We start from the raw sequence: 17,830 nt of genomic DNA on the forward strand, positions 1-17,830 counted from the left end.
CTCCGGCGGCGGGGCGGGGGAGGGCGGGGCCCGTCGCCGGGCGCCCTGGCTTCCTCGCCGGGGTGCCCCTGGCTCCTCGCCGGGTGCCCCGGCCCCTCGTCCTCGGTGCCCCGCCCCCGCTGGGCGCCCGGCCCCTGCTGGGCGCGCGTCCTGGCCTCCCGCGAGGGGCCCCTGCCCCTCGCCGGGCGTCGGCCGACTCGCCTAAGGCGTGGTTCTGCCGTCGGGCGGGACGCCGTGTCTTCGTGGTGCGCCGCGCCGCGCCTTGGCTCGGGCGAGGGCTGTGCAGGCATGCCGGTGCCCCCTGTCGGGCCGGGATCGCCCCCGGCCCGGGACCACCCCGGCCCGGGTTAGGCCGCCTCCGCCCCCTGTAGGGCGTGTGCCGCGCGTAGGACCAGGTCGTCGCGGTGGCGGGCGGCGATCAGTTGGAGGCCGATGGGGAGGCCGTCCGCGTCGGTGCCCGCCGGGACCGACGCCGCCGGCTGCTGGGTGAGGTTGAAGGGGTAGGTGAAGGGGGTCCACCCCGTCCAGCGTCGGTGGCCGGAGCCCTTCGGCACCTCCGCGCCCGCCTCGAACGCCGTGATCGGCAGCGTCGGCGTGACCAGCAGGTCGTACTCCTCGTGGAAGCGGCCCATCCGGCGGCCCAGCTCCATCCGGACGTCCACCGCGGCCAGGTACTCCAGCGCCGAGTACCGGGCGCCCGCCCCGACGATCTCCCGCAGCCCCGGGTCGAGCAGCTCCCGCTGACCCGCCCGCAGATGCTGCACCACGCGGGCCGCCCCGCTGAACCACAGCGTGTGGAAGGCCTCCACCGGGTCCGAGAAGTCGGGATCCACCTCCGCGACGAACGCGCCCAGTTCCGCCAGCCGCTGCACCGCACGCCGGACCGCCGTCGCCACCGCCGGGCGCACCGCCACCTGACCGCCGAGCGAGGGCGAGTACGCCACCCGCAGCCCTCGCACCCCGCCGGCCAGGGCCTCGGTGTACGACCCGGGCGCCGGCCCCAGCGCCGACCAGTCCCGTGCGTCGGGGGCGGCGATGACGTCCAGCAGCAGCGCCGCGTCCGCCGCGTCCCGGGTGATCGGGCCGACGTGCGCGAGCGTGCCGAACGCGCTCGCCGGGTAGAGCGGCACCCGCCCGTACGTCGGTTTCAGGCCGAAGACGCCGCAGAAGGAGGCCGGGATGCGCACGCTCCCGCCGCCGTCCGTGCCGAGCGCCAGCGGCCCCGCCCCGAGCGCCACGGCCGCCGCCGCGCCCCCGCTGGAGCCGCCCGCGGTTCGGGCGGGGTCGTGCGGGTTGCGGGTGACGCCGGACAGTGGCGAGTCCGTCACGCCCTTCCAGCCGTACTCGGGCGTGGTCGTCTTGCCGAGGAAGACCGCGCCGTGCTCGCGCAGCCGGGCGACGGAGGGCGCGTCCTCGTCCCAGGGGCCGTCCGGCGAGACGGCCAGCGAGCCGCGCAGGGTGGGCTGACCGCGCGTCAGCAGGATGTCCTTCACCGTGACCGGCACCCCGTCCAGGCGCCCGCACGGCTCCCCGCGCCGCCACCGCTCCTCCGCCCGGCGGGCCCGGTCGAGCGCCTCCTCGCCGGTGAGCCGGACGAAGGCGTTCACCTCCGGCTGGATCTGTTCGGCCCGGTCCAGCGCCGCCCTGGTCACCTCGACGGGGCTGAAGTCGCCCTTGCGATAACCGTCGACGAGCTGTACCGCGGTCAGCTCGGTGAGGTCGAGGTCCGTCATGCACCCTCCCGCTTCCTGGGACGTCAGTGTCCGGGCACGTATCCGCGCTTCTTGTCGACCACGTTCGCGAGCGGCCGGCCCGCCGCCCAGCTCTCGAACAAATCCACGAACTGCGCCCCCAGTTCGTCCCGCCAGCCGATCGTGTCGCCGCTCATGTGCGGGGAGATGATCAGGTCGGGGACCCGCCACAGCGCACTTTCCGGCGCCAGGGGCTCCCGGCTCAGCACGTCCAGCGCGGCACCCGCGATCCAGCGCCTGGTCAGCGCCTCGGCCAGGTCGTCCTCCGCGACCAGCTGACCCCGCCCCACGTTCACGAACCGGGCGGAGGGCTGCATCACCCCGAACCGCCGGGCGTCGAACATGCCGCGCGTGTCGTCGGTGAGCGGCGCCGCCGCGACCACCCAGTCGGCGCGGGCCAGCAGCCGGTCCAGCTCGTCCGGCCCGTGCACACCGGTGCGAGCGGTGCGGCCGACCAGCGCGGTGGTGATGCCGAGCGCCTTGAGCGTCTGCGCGATCGCCCGCCCGATCGGCCCGGAGCCGACCACGCAGGCGCGCGTTCCGGCCACCCGCATCGACTCGCGGTGCCGCCAGGTCCGCTCACCCTGCAAGCGCAGTGTCGTCGGAAGGTCCTTCGCCATCGCCAGGACGAGCGCGGCGACGTACTCGGCGATCGGCTGGTCGAAGACGCCGCGCGCGTTGGTCACCACCGTCTCGGAGTCGGCCAGCTCCGGACACATCAGATGGTCCACCCCGGCGCTCGCCGTGTGCACCCAGCGCGGACGCGGGCCGTCGCCGGGCCACGCCTCGCGCACCGCGTGCGAGCTGAAGTCCCACACGAGCAGCACGTCGGCGTGCGGCAACCGCTCGGCGAGGGAGGTCGCGTCGGTGTGCTCGATCCGGGCCCGGCCGGTCAGCCGGCCCAGCCGGGGGAGTGGTTCGGCGTCCAGGACGAGAAGCGTGGGCGTGCTCATCGGCAGGCGTGTCTCCGGTACGGGGGCGGTGCGGGAAAACTGGGGCGGTTCGGGTGTTGACGCGGAAGTTAACCGGCTGTTGACCTGGGAGTGACGCGGGCGGATTGACCACGCTCGCACCGCAACCTACCTTCGTCAACACGGCCGTGCGTAACGGTGCGTTGCCCTCCCCTTCCTCAGTGTGAGGCTGGTGCGTGCCATGGACATCTCCTTTCTCGGCGGACCAGCTCCGCAACGCGGGGTCGGCGTGGTCGCCCCGTTCGACTTCGCGCTCGATCGCGAGCTGTGGCGATGGGTGCCCGACGAGGTCTCGCTGCACATGACGCGAACCCCTTTCGTGCCCGTCGAGGTCAGTCTGGACCTCGCCCGGATGGTCAGCGAGCACGAAACCCTCGGTGAGGCGGTGCGCACCCTCAACGCCATCGCCCCCGAGGTCGTCGCCTACGCCTGCACCTCGGGCAGTTTCGTCGGCGGCGTCGCCGGCGAGCGGGCTATGTGCGAGGCGATGACCTGGGCGGGCGCCGTCCCGTCCGTGACCACCTCCGGCGCGTTGCTGGACGCGCTGGCCGAGTTGGGCGTGCGCCGGCTCGCGCTGGTGACGCCGTACACCGTGTCGGTCACCCGGTCGCTGGAGGCGTACATCGCCGAGGCCGGAGTGACGGTCACGGGCTGCGCCTTCATGGGGCTGACCCGGCACATCTGGAAGGTGCCGTACCGCGACGTGGCCGACATGGCGCGCCAGGCGGTACCGGGCGAGGGCGCGGCGGACGCCCTCTTCATCTCCTGCACGAACCTCCCCACCTACGACGTCATCCCGCAACTGGAGGCCGAGCTGCGGATCCCGGTGATCTCGGCCAACCAAGTGACGATGTGGGCGGCGCTGCGCCGACTGGGTACCCGTGCGGTGGGGCCGTACCAGACGCTGACCGATCCGTCGGCGCGCACCGGCCCCGCGGTGCCGGGACCGGCCGGCCCCGCAGTGGCGGACATCCCGGGCGTCACGGACGGCCCGGACACCGAGCAGCAGCAGGAAGGGTGGACATGACAGCACTGGGGTTCCTGTACCCGGGCCACTCCGGCGAGGACGACTATCCACGCATCGAGCAGCTGCTGGGCAGCGACATCCGGGTGGACCTGGTGCACACGGACATCGGCGAGGACGCGCACCGGGTGGACGCCCTGCTGGAGATGGGCTCGCCGCGACGGCTCGCGGCCGGCGTCGAGGAGCTGCGGCTGGCCGGCGCCGACGCCGTGGTGTGGGCCTGCACCAGTGGGAGTTTCGTGCACGGCTGGGAGGGCGCGCAGGAACAGGTGCGTGGCCTGGCCCAGACGGCCGGACTGCCGGCCTCGTCGACCTCGTTCGCCTTCGTGCACGCGGTGCGCGAGGTCGGGGCGCGGCGGGTCGCCATCGGCGCGACCTATCCGCAGGACGTGGCACAGCTCTTCGCGGAGTTCCTCGGGGCCGCCGGCATCGAGGTGGTCGACGTGGTCGGCTCGGGCATCATCACGGCCGCGGAGGTCGGCACCTGGACCGAGGCGGAGGTGCTGGCGCTGGCCCGCGCCGCGGACCGCCCGGAAGCGGAGGCGGTGCTCCTGCCGGACACCGCCCTGCACACGGCGGCCCACATTCCGGCCCTGGAGAAGGAGCTGGGCAAGCCGGTCCTGACGGCGAACCAGGTCACCATCTGGGAGGGCCTGCGCCTGGCGGACCGCCGGGTCAACGCTCCGGAACTGGGCGCGCTCTTCACCCGGGAGCCGGTGGTGCAGGCCTGAGGGCCCCGTCAGGGGGCGTGATACGCGAGAACCCCGGTCCCGCTGCTGCGGGGCCGGGGTTCTCCATGGAGCGCTGGGCAGGCCTTGCACCTGCATTTCCCCACGGGAAGTGGGGCGTCTTTCCTTGGACCACCAACGCACTGCCGGTTCTTGGGGGTTGACCCCGTGATCAGGCAGCTTGAGCGTACCGCAGCTCCGCCCGGGACGCACATCGACGCCGATGCGGTTCACATACCTGTCTATCGTCCCACCATCTGAAAATACCTGAACCCTTGTCAGGTCTCGGAGCGGACCCTATTCTCACGGCGAGAAAGCGCTTTCCCGACTGTCGTATTGACATGATCACGACAGTCCATTCGTTCCGGCATGTGAAGACGAAGGGGAGACCGAGGATGAGACGACCCGTCGCGCTGCGACTCCAGGCGGCGCTGGGGACACTGGCCCTCGCCGCCGCGACCGGGGTGGTGCTGGCCATGCCCGAGGCGGCGGCAGCGGCCGGTGGCGCCACCGGCTACGCGACCCAGAACGGCGGCACGACCGGCGGCGCGGGCGGGCAGACGGTCCGGGCCACCACCGGCACCGCGATCCACCAGGCCCTGTGCGGCCGGGCGGACAGTGCCACCCCGATCACCATCGAGGTCGAGGGCACCATCAACCACGGCAACACCAGCAAGGTGTCGGGCGACAGTTGCAGCACGGCAGCCGACAAGATCGAGCTGAAGCAGATCAGCAACGTCACGATCGTCGGGGTCGGCAGCGGTGCCGTCTTCGACCAGCTGGGCATCCACATCCGGGAGTCCAGCAACATCATCATCCAGAACGTGACGGTCCGGAACGTCAAGAAGTCGGGCTCGCCCACGTCCAACGGCGGTGACGCCATCGGCATGGAGAGCGACGTCCGCAACGTCTGGGTCGACCACACCACCCTGGAGGCCTCGGGCGGCGAGTCGGCGGGCTTCGACGGCCTCTTCGACATGAAGGACAACACCCAGTACGTGACCCTGTCCTACAGCGTCCTGCGCAACTCCGGCCGCGGCGGGCTGATCGGCTCCAGCGAGAGCGACGTGTCCAACGGGTACGTCACCTTCCACCACAACAAGTACGAGAACATCGACTCCCGCACCCCCCTGCTGCGCGGCGGCACCTCGCACATCTACAACAACCACTACGTGAGCCTCAACGAGTCCGGCATCAACTCCCGGGCCGGCGCCAAGGCCAAGGTGGACAACAACTACTTCGAGGACTCCAAGGACGTCCTCGGCACCTTCTACACCGACCAGGCCGGCTACTGGCAGGTCAGCGGCAACATCTTCGACAACGTGACCTGGTCCGAGCCCGGCGAGGACACCAACCCGGCCGGACCCGACCCGAAGTCCAACACCACGGTCTCCATCCCGTACTCGTACGGCCTGGACGCCGCCTCCTGTGTACCGGCGGTGGTGAGTGCCACGGCGGGCGCGAACAAGGGCCTCAAGGTGTCCGACGGCAGCTGCACACCGCAGAACCCCGACCCGTCCCCGGACCCCACGGACCCGGACCCCACCGACCCGACCGAGCCCTCCCCGGACCCGACCGACCCGCCGAGCGGCACCAACCTCAGCCTCGGGGCCGGCGCCGACGGCTCGTCCAAGGCGAGCGGCACCAGCTACGGCAACGTGCGCGACGGTGACCTGGGTACGTACTGGTCGCCGGCCGGGACGACCGGCTCGGTCTCCGTGAAGTGGTCGTCCCCCACCACGGTCTCCAAGGTCGCCGTCCGGGAGGCGGCCGGCTCCGCGGGCGCCATCGGCTCCTACCGGCTCCTCGACCACGGCACCGGAGCCGTGCTGGCCACCGGCAGCGGGGCGGGCGTGATCAGCTTCCCGGCGGTCTCCCTGACGAAGATCACCTTCGAGATCACCGGCGCCTCGGGCACCCCGAAGGTCGCCGAGTTCGAGACGTACGCGGGCTAGCGAGCCGCGTGGTCCCGCCCTCTTGCGCGGGCGCGGGACAATGGACGGTGGCCCACTCCGCCGGAGTGCCCCCGCGTGCGGGGGGAGGGTCGTCGTGACGTACGAGGAGGAGAAGACATGGCGGAGCCCACGCCGCGTCGGAACGAACCGCGGCTACGCCCCGCGCCCCTGCTCTTCGAGCCGGCGGAGGCGGCCGCCGATCCCGAGCACTTCTTCGACCTCGAGTCGATCGACGACCCCCGGGCGCTGCTGGAGCGCGCCACCGAGCTGACGCAGGCCTTCCGCGCGGCGGCGGACCGCGCGATGGAGTACCAGGCGATCGCGGCCGCGCAGCTGGCCGACCCGCGGCGGTTCGACCGGCTCACCGCCGCGGACATCGCCGAGCGCGCCGAGTGGACCGAGGACTACGCCAAGAAGATGGTGGAGTTCGGACGCGATCTGATGCGCGGCGAACCGGCGGAGTAACCCGACCGCATATGCCAGGAGGGTGGGCAAGATACTCCCTTCCCTGCCGTCCTGTCCCCATTTCCCGCAACCCAGCGGAGCGAATCCCTCACGCCCGGTAGATGTATGCGGCATGAGCAGCACACGCAACGCCACCCCCCACGTCTCGGACGTCACCTCGGACGGCGCCGCCTGGCTGGCCTCGGCGAGCGCGTATCCGCGCAGCACGCTGTCGCTGTGGGAGGAGCGGCCGGAGGCCCCGGTCGTCCTGCCCTGCGGTTCCGCCTTCGACGTGGTGAGCGCCCCCGCGATCTTCGGGCGCCGGATGCTGGACCGGATGTGGGACGACGGCCCGGGGTCCGGCCCGGTGGCGGAGTTCCGGGGCCGGATGCTGCTGTTCGCCGCGCCGGGCACCGCCCAGCGGCTGCCGTCGCTCCTCGAGTGGGAGGAGTGGAGCGCCCGCGGCAGGGGTGACGGCCGTACGGGCGCGGTGCCGCCGCTGCTGTGCCACGGCGCCGGCGACGCGGTGACCGTGCCGGCTCCGGCGGGCGGGCCCGCCCGTTCGGGGGCGCGGTGGCTGGTGGCGCCGGACACCCGCATGCCGTGGCTGCCGGGGCCGGAAATCCTGCTCTGGGCGGCCGTGCGGGCGGCCCGATCCGCGGTGCGGATTTCGATTTTTCCCTCCGCCGACCAGGATGCTAAGGTCTACGACGTCAGCAGGCGCCGCTAGCTCAGTTGGTTAGAGCAGCTGACTCTTAATCAGCGGGTCCGGGGTTCGAGTCCCTGGCGGCGCACGTTGGCGATGGCGAGGCATGTTCGCGGAGAACGCGAACCGCCTCGCCATCGTTGTTTCTGCGCGGCTTCGCCGCGCGTTGCGGGGGCTTCGCCACCCGCAACCCCTCTTCCACGGGCCCCGCGGTTCCTCGCGCCCCCCTTGCCCTCACCCGGGTGTGATCCGTACGGTCCACGCCCCGGACTCCGAGCGTCCTTCCACCGCCACCTGGACGCCCTCGCCGGGGACCGTGAAGCTCTCGCCCAGGCCCACCGGGGCGTCGGCGAGGGGCGGGTAGACCGAGTCGGCCCAGCAGGACTCGGTGTCCGGGTGGGCGTCGATCACCTCGATCGGCCCGCCCCCGGACTCCGACCCGCTGTGCACCCGGTACACCAGCACCCCCGCCCGGCAGGCGGAGGCGTCGTTGCCGACCGGGGTCCGCACCTCGAAGGCGAGCACGGTGTCCGCGCCGGTGCGCACCACGGCCAGCTTCGTCCCCCGCCCGAGACCGAAGGCCGGCGCCCCGGCCGCGCCGGTGACCATGACCCCCGGCCCCGCCGCCAGCGGTTCCAGCGTCAGCCGGGTCGGACCGCTGCCCCGCACGCAGGTCACCTGCCGGGGCTCCAGCCAGCCCAGCTTCCACTTGTGCCAGCCGAACAGGTCCGGGGCGAGTCCGAACTGGCTGCCCATCAGGTCCCAGTCGCCGACGTGGGTGTCCCAGTCGCCCTCGCCGCCGACGGGCCGGTGGTAGAGGTCGGGCAGGTCGAAGACGTGCCCCGTCTCGTGGGCCAGGACCAGCCGGTCGGGCGGATGGTTCTCGAAGACCGTGACGACCCGCCGCAGGGCGGTGCCGTCGGCCCGCATCGGCCGCTCCAGGTTGACGACCTTCGTGGCGTCGGAGTCCACGCCGGGGGCGTCCGGGTCGGCGACGAAGTAGACGACGTCGTAGCGGGAGAAGTCGACGTGCCGGTCGGCGGCCCGCAGCGCGTCGCGCAGGTAGGCGGCCCGGTGCTCGGGGCGCCAGTCGCGCCGTATGGCGTACGACGTCGACGGGCTCGGCATCGGGATCCAGTCCCGCATCGGGTGCGGGCGCAGGTTGAAGGCGCCGTACGAGGCCTGCTGGAAGAAGCGGCTGGTGGCCGGGAAGTGGTCGGCGGTGAGTTCGGCCGGCGAGGTCAGCGGCTGGGAGTCGGGGAAGGACAGGAAGATCATCACCGCGTCGAGGGTGCGGGCGGGCCGCGGATAGGCGGCGTTCCAGGTGTCCAGGCCCTCTGAGTGGTGCACCTCGGTGCGCTTGAGGGCGCAGGGCTCCGGCGAGAACGGCTCGGCGACCGAGGGGGCGGTGATCAGGGAGGTCGCCGCGAGCGCCGACATGGTGGTGCACACCGCCGCCGTGGTGCGCAGGCGTGGCACATGAACCTCCCGGGGCGGTCGACGGGACACCGCACCCAGCTTGTGCATGATTGTCGTATTACGCCCTGTTCGCCTGCACCGGATGGGTGAGCCGTTCGCGGCTTCGCCGTCGGCCTCCCGGTCGACACCCCGGCAGCACTCACGGAACGTCACAACTGGTCGGAGGCGCGAAGAACCCGTCCAGGTGTGAGCAGAAACGATCTCTCGGAGCGGCCGCTCGGTCCGGAACGCGGAAAGGTGGCTGGAAGGGCCCGGTGTCAGCCTCTATGATCGGCACACTTTCCTGCACGAACAGAGCACGAACAGAGATCGAGGCACTGCGGGAGCGAGCGGTGAACGGAACCTCCGAAGGGCCGGCGTCCGCGGCAGACCTCGACCGGTCGGCCGTTACAGAAAGTGACCAAGGTCTGGCTCCTCGTACGGCGCGCGAGAGACCCGCGGCCTATCGCTCGGTCTTCACCGCCGCCCCCCTCGCCATGGCCGTCGTCGACGCCGAGGGCCTGGTGGTCAGCGCCAACGACACCCTCGGCACCCTGCTCGGCAACGACCCCGACGCGCTGGTGGGCTGCGCGGCGGCCGACCTCGTCGACCTCGCCTCCGACGCCGGTATCTGGCACGCGTACCGCGAGGTGCTGCGCGGCCGGCAGCCCCGGCTGCGCTGCACCCGGCGGCTGAAGCGGGCCGACGGGCACTCCCTGTGGGCGCAGGTGACGGTCGAGCCGCTGGCCGACGCCGGGGACACCCCGGGCCTCCTGCTGTCCGTCGCCGACGTCAGCGCGCGGCGCGAGCTCCAGGCGCGGCTGCGCCACCTCCAGATGCACGACCCGGTGACCCGGCTGCCCAACCGCGCCCTGTTCTTCGAACGGCTCACCGCCGCCCTGGAGGCGGAGACGTACGACCACGGCGGCACCGGGAGGATCGGTGTCTGCTACCTGGACCTGGACGGCTTCAAGGCCGTCAACGACACCCACGGCCACCGTGTCGGCGACCGCCTGCTGGCCGCCGTGGCCGAGCGGCTGACGCGGTGCGCGGAGGAGTTCGCCGACGCCCGCTCGGGCGGCGCCCCGCTGGTGGCCCGGCTCGGCGGCGACGAGTTCGCCCTGCTCGTGGAGGACTCCACCGGGACCGAACAGGTCGCCGACCTGGCCGAAGCCGTCCTGGCGGCCCTCCAGCCGCCGTTCGAGCTGTCCGAGCGCCGTCTCTCGGTCACCGCCTCGGTCGGCGTCGTCGAACGCCACACCGCCGGCACCACCCCCACCGCCCTGATGCAGGCGGCCGACACGACCCTGTACTGGGCCAAGGCGGACGGCCGGGCCCGCTGGACGCTCTTCGACCCGGAGCGCAACGCGACCCGCATGACCCGTCAGGCACTCGCGGCCACGCTCCGTCCGGCCATCGAGCGTGGCGAGTTCGCGCTGGAGTACCAGCCGCTGGTCGGCATGGAGGACGGCCGGGTGCGGGGCGTCGAGGCGCTCATCCGCTGGAATCATCCTCAGTTCGGCGTACTGGCGCCGAATCGGTTCATCGCACTGGCGGAGGAGGATGGCTCGATCGTTCCGCTCGGCCGCTGGATCCTGCGCACGGCCTGCCACCAGGCGCGCCGCTGGCAGCTGGCCCACCCGGACGATCCGCCGATCTTCGTCAGCGTCAACGTGGCGGTCCGCCAGGTCTGGGACTCCGACCTGGTGGCGGACGTGGCCCGCACCCTGGAGGAGACGGGCCTCCCCCCGCACCTGCTCCAGCTGGAGCTGACCGAGTCGGCGGTCATGGGCTCGGCGGGCCGCCCGCTCCAGGTCCTCAAGGCGCTCAGCGACATGGGCGTCCACATCGCCATCGACGACTTCGGCACCGGTTACTCGAACCTGGCCTACCTCAGCCGGCTACCGGTCTCCGTCCTGAAGCTGGACGGCGCCTTCGTGCGGGGCTTCCAGTACGAGAGTGTCCCCGGTGCCGGGGTGGCCGCGACCACCGAGGGGAACCCGGCCGACGAGGTCATCGTCGAGGCGATGGTCCAGCTCGCCCACCGGCTCGGCCTGACCGTCACCGCGGAGTGCGTGGAGACCTCCGACCAGGCGACCCGCCTGCGCCGCATCGGCTGCGACACCGGTCAGGGCTGGCTGTACTCCCGACCGGTGGCACCGGACCGCATCTCCGCGCTGCTGGGCTCCGCCGGGCCCGGCGGAGCCGGCGTTCAGGCGGCCGGCAAGCCGTAGGCGTCGGCGATCAGCTCGTAGGAACGCAGCCGCACGTCGCCGCCGTGGGCGTTGGCGGTGAGCATCAGCTCGTCGGCGCCGGTGCGCTTGCGCAGGTCGTCCAGGCCGGTCCGCACCTCGTCGGCGGTGCCGTGGATGACGTTGGCGTTCCAGGACCGCACGAACTCCTCCTCCATCGGGCTGAAGTCGTACGCCTCGGCCTCCTCGGGCGTCGGCACGAGCCCCGGCCTGCCCGTGCGCAGCCGCACCATGTTCAGCGCGGCCGCCCGCACCTGGCGGCGGGCCTCGTTCTCGTCGTCGGTCGCGAGCGCGGAGACGCCGATGAGGGCGTAGGGCGCGTCCAGGACCGCGGACGGCCGGAAGGAGTCCCGGTACAGGTCGAGCGCCGGGACGGTGTTCTGCGCGGAGAAGTGGTGCGCGAAGGCGAACGGCAGCCCGAGGGTGCCGGCCAGCCGCGCGCTGAACCCGGAGGAGCCGAGCAGCCACACCGGCGGCCGGTGGGCCGACTGCACGCCCCCGGGCGAGGTGGCCTGCACGGGCCCCGGCACGGCGTGGATACGCCCGTACGGGTGCCCGTCGGGGAAGTCGTCGTCCAGGAACCGGATCAGCTCGGCGAGCTGCTGCGGGAAGTCGTCGGCGCCCTCGTTGAGGCGGTCGGTGCGGCGCAGGGCGGCGGCGGTGGCCCCGTCCGTGCCGGGCGCCCGGCCGAGGCCCAGGTCCACCCGCCCCGGCGCCATGGCCTCCAGCGTCCCGAACTGCTCCGCGATCACCAGCGGCGCGTGGTTCGGCAGCATGACGCCGCCCGAACCGAGCCGGATGCGGTCGGTGTGGGCGGCGAGGTGGGCCAGGATCACCGCGGGGGAGGAGGAGGCGACGCCGGGCATGGAGTGGTGCTCGGCGACCCAGTACCGGTGGAAGCCGCGCTTCTCGGCCAGGCGCGCGATGTCCACGCTGGTCCGCAGGGCGTCGGTGGCGGTCCGTCCGGCGCCGACGGTCACCAGGTCCAGCACGGAGAGGGGGACGGGGGCGGTGCCCTGGGCGGTGCCCCGGATCTCCTCTGCGGCGTCTGCGGCCATGGTGGGGTGCCTCCTGTTGCTTCGTGACGTTGCGTATCGCTCCGCCTTTTAACAGGAGGGGGTCTCCGGTTATTCCCCCCGCCTGCGGTAGCGGACGTGCGTGGTCAGCGGTGAGTGGAGCACCTCGACGGGCTCGAAACCGAAGGTGTCGACGCCGTCGAACAGGCGCTCGCCGCTGCCGAGCAGGACGGGCGCGATGTCGAGGGTGAGTTCGTCGATCACGCCGGCGTTGAGCGCCTGCCGCACCGTCGAAGCGCCGCCGGCGATGTCGACCCCTCTGCCGTCGGCGGCTTCGAGCGCCCGCGCGTAAGCGGTGTCGAAGCCTTCGGTGACGAAGTGGAAGGTGGTCCCTCCCTCCATCCCGATCGGTTCGTGCGCGTGGTGGGTGAGCACGAAGACCGGGGCGTGGTACGGGGGTTCGGCGCCCCACCAGCCGTCCCACGGCTCGTCCCACTCACCCCGGACCGGGCCGAACATGTTCCGGCCCATGACGTAGGCGCCGCGCGGGCGCATCAGCCACTCGTTGGCCGTCGCGTCGGCCTCGGTCGCGCGGGGGTCGCCGATGTGCCAGCCGTGCAGCTCGTGGCCGCGCTTGCCCAGCGGATCGTCCCGGCTCTGCTCGGCGCCGGCGACGAAGCCGTCGAGCGAGATCGACATGTGGCAGGTGGTGTCGGACACGGGCTTCGCTCCCGAGGCAGTGGTGGCTGTGGGTGCCGTGGAGTTCGTGGGACCCCGCGGCACCCGTACAGACTGGCAGAGGCGGCCGAACTCATCGCGGCAGCCCGGATCGGCCTGGATCAATCAGTCGACCGGCGACACCCGGATCCGGTTGCCGTCCGGGTCCGCGACCACGAAGGTGCGGCCGAAGACCTCGTCGTGGGGCTCCTCGACCACCGTGACGCCCTTGGCCACCCACGCGGCGTGGATGCCGTCGATCGCCGCCGAGGAGCCCGGGACCATCAGGCCGACCTCCGAGGTGCGCGGCGTCCCCGGGGCGACCTGGTCGGCGCGGCCGCTCCAGAGCGCGAACAGGACGCCCGGGGCCACCTCGAACGGAACGTAGCGCGGTGTGGTGATCACCGGCTTGATGTCGAAGAGGTCGGAGTAGAAGGCGGTCGCGCGCTCGACGTCGTTGACGTAGACGAGGAAGAGATTCGGTGCGGACATGGCTGTCGGGCTCCTTCCGGGCGGGCCGGTTCCGGCCCTCGCCGTACAGCCTCGCGTGAGAACATGACAGGGATTGTCGTGTTCCGACGAGGAGATCCGGCAGGGTGAGTCCGACGAGGAAGCTGTCGCCATGAGCCGGCCCCAACGCCTGATCGAGCTGCTCGCCGCCTTGCAGGCGCATCCCCGGACCACCGCCGAGGCGCTCGCCGAGGAGCTGGGCGTCTCGACGAGGACCGTGCTGCGCGACGTGCGGGCGCTGGTCGACGCGGGCATCCCCGTCTTCACCGAGCGGGGCAAGTACGGCGGTATCAGCCTGCTGCCCGGCGACCAGGTGGACCTGGCCAAACTGACGACCGGTGAGGCGGACCTGCTCCGGGCGGTCGGGCTCGATCTCGACCGGGCCCGCCAGCTCGGCGGCGAGGCGGCCGCCCGGTCGGCGCTGCGCAAGCTCACCTCGCGCCGGTCACCGCCGCCCGCCCGGGACGACCTGCCGCTGGCCCTCACCGACGTGATCGCGATCGACAACCGGCCCTGGTTCGAGGAGGCCGCCCCCCTGCCCGACGTGGCGGGCCTGGTCCGCGACGTGCGTACGGCCAGGCGGTTGCGGGTCCTGTACCGGCGCAGCGGCGCCACCGAGGCGCGGGACCTCGTGGTCGACCCGTACGGGCTCGCGCAGCGGGGCGGGCGCTGGTACCTGGTCGCCGACCACGACGGGCGGCCCCGCATGTTCGCACTCTCCCGTCTCCAGCGCTGGACCGTACTCGACGGCGCCCGCCGGCTGCGGCCCGGTGCCGGCCTCGTGGACACGGCGCGGGAGCTGGGCGAGGCGCTGGAGAGCGAGGGGCGCGTCGTGGTCACCGCCCGCGTCGACGCCGGCAGCCTCGACCTCGCCCGCCGGATCCTGGGCGCCAGGCTCAGGACGGCGGGCGAAGCGGGGGCGGACGGGCGGGTCGAGATCACCGTGGCGTACGACCGGATCGACGCGGTGCGCCAGTTGTTGCAGTTCAGCGAGCACATCGAGGTCGTCGCCCCGCGGGAGGCGAGGGAGCTGGTGTGCCGCCTCGCGGCGGGCGTCGCGCGCACGCACGCCGGGTGAGCGCCGGCTACGGCGCCATGTCCTCCAGCGTGCGGCCGCTGGTCTCCTCCGCCCAGGCCGCCGCGACCAGGGAGCCCGCGACGGAGACGACCGCCAGGGTCACGAAGACCCCGCCCAGCGCCCCGCCCGCGTAGATGGCACCCACGACGACCGGGCCGAGGATGACGCCCAGGCGGTTCGCCGCGCCGCCCACGCTGGAGCCCAGCGCCCTGATCCGGGTGGGGAACAGCTCCGGGGTGTACAGGTAGAGGCAGATGTTGGAGCCGAAGAGGAAGACCGCCGCCAGGGACGTCCAGATCAGGACGCTCGACGCCGAGCCGCCGGCCGTCAGGCCCAGGAGCAGCAGGCAGAGGGCCGCGGCCGCCATGCACCAGATCACCGTGTTGCGGCGGCCGACCCGGTCGACCGTGAGGGCGACGACCAGGCAGCCGGCCAGGCCCGCGCAGCTCGTCACCGTCGAGTAGAGCAGTGCCGTCGACAGGCTCAGGTCGAAGTGGTCCTTGTAGATGGTCGGCAGCCAGGACGTGATGCCGTAGTTCGCGAAGTAGCCCGTGAACCAGAGGGCCCCGATGACGAGGGTGCGCCTGCCGTACCTGCCGCTCAGCAGTTCGCGCAGGCCGCCGCCCTTGCCCGCGGCGGTCTGCCGGCCGGGCGACGCCGGGGCGGGGGCGGGCAGCGGGGCGCCGGTGATCTCCTCGACCTTCCGCTCGATCGACGCCATCGTCGTCAGCGCCTCCTCGTGCCGGCCGTGGTCGGCGAGCCAGCGCGGGGACTCCGGCACGCAGCGGGCGAGGACGAGGCACAGCAGGCCCGGGACGGCGGCCAGGCCGAACACCCAGCGCCAGCCGAGCACCGGCACCAGCCAGGCGGCCAGGAGCGCGCCCGCGGTCAGGCCCGCCGGGAACACCAGCTCGTACAGGAGGACGAAGCGGCCGCGCTTGTGGGCGCGGGTGATCTCCGCGATGAAGGTGGCCGCGATCGGCACCTCGCCGCCGATGGCCATGCCCTGGACGAATCGGAGCGCCATGAACGGCTCGGGCGAGGTGCAGAGGATCAGCGCCAGGTTGCACAGGCCCGACAGGGCGATGCAGCCGGCGATGACCTTCACCCGGCCGATCCGGTCCGCGAGCCTGCCCGACACCAGGGCGCCGACCAGCATGCCGATGGATCCGACCGTCATCAGAGCGGTGACCTGGGCGGTGCCGAGGTGCCACTCGGTGCGCAGTTCCGGCAGGGCGTAGGCGATCAGAAGCTGGTCGAACGCCTCGAAGAAGGTGACGGCGCCGACGACGAGCCGGACCATCACCTGCCAGCGGCACAGGGGCAGGCGTTCGAAGCGGGCGCCGATGGCGGCCGCGAGCTCGGCCGGGTCGCCATGTCGGCCTGGGGTGTCGCGAGCTGCGTCGATCGTCATGGTGAGGTCTCCGGATCCCGTACGGAGGGGAGGGTACAGGCCCGCACGGGACGGTTCGGGCCGCACGGCACGGCGGAGCGACCGCGTGCCGGCGGCGGTGAGGGCTGGAGAGGTGCGCGCCCTACTTATGTAGGCGCTGAATGTCTCAGCGCTTAAGTTCTACCGGTAGCCGGCCGAGGTTAGGCAAGGCTTACTCCTGACGTCGTCAAAAATTCCCGACGGCGGCCCCTTGCGGGGAAATTAGTTAAGCCCTTAGATGTCTAGCACTTAGACACGTCCCACCCGGAGGCCCTTCATGCCGCGCATCCCAGCCGACGAGATACTCATCGCGGGGCAGTGGCGACGCGGCGGCGGACGTCCGATCCACACCGTCGACCCGGCCGACGGCCGCGTCCTCACCACCGTCCACGCCGCCTCGGCGGACGACGTGGACGAGGCCGCGCAGGCGGCCGCCGCGGCCGCCGCCGCACCCGAGTGGCGCGACCTCCCGCCCCACCGCAGGGCCCGCGTCCTGTACCGGATCGGCGACCTGATCGAGGAGCACGCCGACGAACTGTCCGCGCTCCAGACCGCCGACACCGGCAAGACCCTCGGCGAGACCCGCGCCCTCGCGCTGAGCGCCGCCGGCACCTTCCGGTACACGGCCGCCGCCCTGGAGACGGGCGAGGACGCGCTCACCCCCTCGCGCGGCCCGTACCTCACGATGAGTACCTACGAGCCGATCGGCGTCGTCGGCGCGATCAACCCGTGGAACTCGCCGATCGCCTCCGACGCGCAGAAGACCGCACCCGCCCTGGCCGGCGGCAACGCCGTCCTGCTCAAGCCCGCCGAGTGGACGCCGCTGGTCTCCCTCGCCTTCGGGCGCCTCGTCCACCGGGTCCTCGCCGAGGCCGGACTGCCGACCGCGCTGCTCGCCGTCCTGCCGGGCAGCGGCAGCGTCGTGGGCGACGCGATCGCCAGACATCCGCTGGTCGGCAGGATCGGCTTCACCGGCGGCACCACCACGGGACGCGCCATCGCCCACGTGGCCGCCGACAAGCTCGTGCCCGCCTCGCTCGAACTGGGCGGGAAGTCGCCGACGATCGTGCGCGAGGACGCCGACGCCGAACAGGCCCTCGCGGGCGTCATGTACGGGATCTTCTCCTCCAGCGGCCAGTCCTGCATCGCCGGTTCACGCCTCTTCGTGCACGCCTCGCGGTACGTCTCCTTCGTCACGGAACTCGTCCGGCGGGTGCGCGAATTGCGCGTCGGCCCCGGTACCGCCCCCGGCACACAGGTCGCGCCGCTCGTGCACCACGCGCACCGCGACAGCGTCGCCGCGGCCGTCGAACTCGCCCGCGAGGAGGGCGGCCGGGTGCTGTGCGGCGGCGCCGTACCCGAGGGCGAGCGGTACGCGAAGGGCGCCTACTACCTGCCGACCGTGATCGACTCCCTGCCGAACTCGGCCCGCGTCTGCCAGGAGGAGATCTTCGGCCCGGTGCTCGTCGCCCTGCCCTACGAGGACGAGGACGAACTGGTCGCGCAGGCCAACGACTCCGTCTTCGGGCTCGCCTGCGGCATCTGGACGCGGGACGCGCGGGCCGCCTGGCGGCTCGGGCGGCGGATCGAGGCCGGAACCGTCTGGATCAACACCTACAAGCAGTTCTCCGTCTCCACCCCCTTCGGCGGGGTGAAGGACTCCGGGCTCGGCGTCGAGAAGGGCCGCGACCTGATCCGTGCCTACCAGCGGCAGAAGTCCCTGTACTGGGGCACCGACTCCACGCCCCTGCCCTGGGCCAACTGACCCACACCACGGGAGATCCCGCC

General features: G+C 72.6%; 15 protein-coding genes and 1 tRNA gene. 9 read left to right on the plus strand and 7 right to left on the minus strand.

What is annotated here, in order from left to right; translation table 11 throughout:
• Positions 1-347: 347 nt before the first annotated feature.
• Both ACZ67M_RS00990 and ACZ67M_RS00995 read right to left on the minus strand, forming a co-directional pair.
• The gene (locus ACZ67M_RS00990; protein ID WP_392008142.1) at positions 348-1,733 is read right to left on the minus strand and encodes an amidase; all 1,386 of its coding nucleotides are present in this window, start codon (positions 1,731-1,733) and stop codon (positions 348-350) included.
• Positions 1,734-1,756: 23 nt separating this feature from the next.
• Positions 1,757-2,704 (minus strand): D-2-hydroxyacid dehydrogenase, encoded by a 948-nt coding sequence (locus tag ACZ67M_RS00995; RefSeq protein WP_469849053.1) that lies wholly within the window; start codon positions 2,702-2,704, stop codon positions 1,757-1,759.
• 199 nt (positions 2,705-2,903) lie between these two features.
• On the opposite strand from ACZ67M_RS00995, the gene ACZ67M_RS01000 reads away from it, so the two are divergent.
• The 6 genes from ACZ67M_RS01000 (at position 2,904) to ACZ67M_RS01025 (ending at position 7,667) form a co-directional block, all read left to right on the plus strand.
• Entirely contained in the window at positions 2,904-3,749 is an 846-nt protein-coding gene (locus ACZ67M_RS01000; protein WP_161332552.1) for a maleate cis-trans isomerase family protein, read from the plus strand.
• Complete coding sequence (locus ACZ67M_RS01005; protein ID WP_392008148.1) at positions 3,746-4,477, plus strand: maleate cis-trans isomerase family protein; 732 nt, start codon at positions 3,746-3,748, stop codon at positions 4,475-4,477. Before ACZ67M_RS01000 ends, ACZ67M_RS01005 begins: the two co-directional genes overlap by 4 nt.
• 392 nt (positions 4,478-4,869) lie before the next feature.
• Positions 4,870-6,429, plus strand: coding sequence for a pectate lyase family protein (locus ACZ67M_RS01010; protein ID WP_450737604.1), 1,560 nt, complete (start codon positions 4,870-4,872; stop codon positions 6,427-6,429).
• A 117-nt stretch (positions 6,430-6,546) separates the two neighbouring features.
• Complete coding sequence (locus ACZ67M_RS01015; protein WP_122619922.1) at positions 6,547-6,894, plus strand: hypothetical protein; 348 nt, start codon at positions 6,547-6,549, stop codon at positions 6,892-6,894.
• Positions 6,895-7,006: 112 nt separating this feature from the next.
• Positions 7,007-7,603, plus strand: coding sequence for a bifunctional DNA primase/polymerase (locus tag ACZ67M_RS01020; protein WP_469849056.1), 597 nt, complete (start codon positions 7,007-7,009; stop codon positions 7,601-7,603).
• Positions 7,594-7,667 (plus strand) — tRNA-Lys (locus tag ACZ67M_RS01025). The genes ACZ67M_RS01020 and ACZ67M_RS01025 overlap by 10 nt, the downstream gene beginning before the upstream one ends.
• 146 nt (positions 7,668-7,813) lie before the next feature.
• Here ACZ67M_RS01025 and ACZ67M_RS01030 read toward each other — a convergent pair.
• Positions 7,814-9,106, minus strand: a complete 1,293-nt coding sequence (locus tag ACZ67M_RS01030) for a M6 family metalloprotease domain-containing protein (RefSeq protein WP_361354127.1) — start codon at positions 9,104-9,106, stop codon at positions 7,814-7,816.
• Between the two features lie 284 nt (positions 9,107-9,390).
• Between ACZ67M_RS01030 and ACZ67M_RS01035 the strand changes: the two genes are divergently transcribed.
• On the plus strand, positions 9,391-11,271 hold the full coding sequence (locus ACZ67M_RS01035) for a putative bifunctional diguanylate cyclase/phosphodiesterase (RefSeq protein ID WP_469849058.1): 1,881 nt from the start codon (positions 9,391-9,393) through the stop codon (positions 11,269-11,271).
• Here ACZ67M_RS01035 and ACZ67M_RS01040 read toward each other — a convergent pair.
• The 3 genes from ACZ67M_RS01040 to ACZ67M_RS01050 form a co-directional block, all read right to left on the minus strand.
• A complete protein-coding gene (locus ACZ67M_RS01040) occupies positions 11,250-12,347 on the minus strand; it encodes an LLM class flavin-dependent oxidoreductase (protein WP_469849059.1) in 1,098 nt (365 codons plus the stop codon). The two genes, ACZ67M_RS01035 and ACZ67M_RS01040, sit on opposite strands and share 22 nt — an antisense overlap.
• A gap of 69 nt (positions 12,348-12,416) precedes the next feature.
• Positions 12,417-13,025, minus strand: a complete 609-nt coding sequence (locus ACZ67M_RS01045) for a dihydrofolate reductase family protein (protein WP_361354136.1) — start codon at positions 13,023-13,025, stop codon at positions 12,417-12,419.
• A 123-nt stretch (positions 13,026-13,148) separates the two neighbouring features.
• Complete coding sequence (locus ACZ67M_RS01050; RefSeq protein WP_469849060.1) at positions 13,149-13,514, minus strand: VOC family protein; 366 nt, start codon at positions 13,512-13,514, stop codon at positions 13,149-13,151.
• A 130-nt stretch (positions 13,515-13,644) separates the two neighbouring features.
• Here ACZ67M_RS01050 and ACZ67M_RS01055 point away from each other — a divergent pair, with 130 nt between their 5' ends.
• Entirely contained in the window at positions 13,645-14,610 is a 966-nt protein-coding gene (locus tag ACZ67M_RS01055) for a helix-turn-helix transcriptional regulator (RefSeq protein WP_469849062.1), read from the plus strand.
• 7 nt (positions 14,611-14,617) lie between these two features.
• Here the strand turns inward: ACZ67M_RS01055 and ACZ67M_RS01060 are convergent, their stop codons facing one another.
• On the minus strand, positions 14,618-16,024 hold the full coding sequence (locus tag ACZ67M_RS01060; protein WP_469849064.1) for an MFS transporter: 1,407 nt from the start codon (positions 16,022-16,024) through the stop codon (positions 14,618-14,620).
• Positions 16,025-16,319: 295 nt separating this feature from the next.
• Here ACZ67M_RS01060 and ACZ67M_RS01065 point away from each other — a divergent pair, with 295 nt between their 5' ends.
• Positions 16,320-17,807 (plus strand): aldehyde dehydrogenase family protein, encoded by a 1,488-nt coding sequence (locus ACZ67M_RS01065; protein ID WP_469849066.1) that lies wholly within the window; start codon positions 16,320-16,322, stop codon positions 17,805-17,807.
• Positions 17,808-17,830: the final 23 nt, after the last annotated feature.

It is taken from the genome of Streptomyces sp. NPDC107500 (assembly GCF_055582785.1).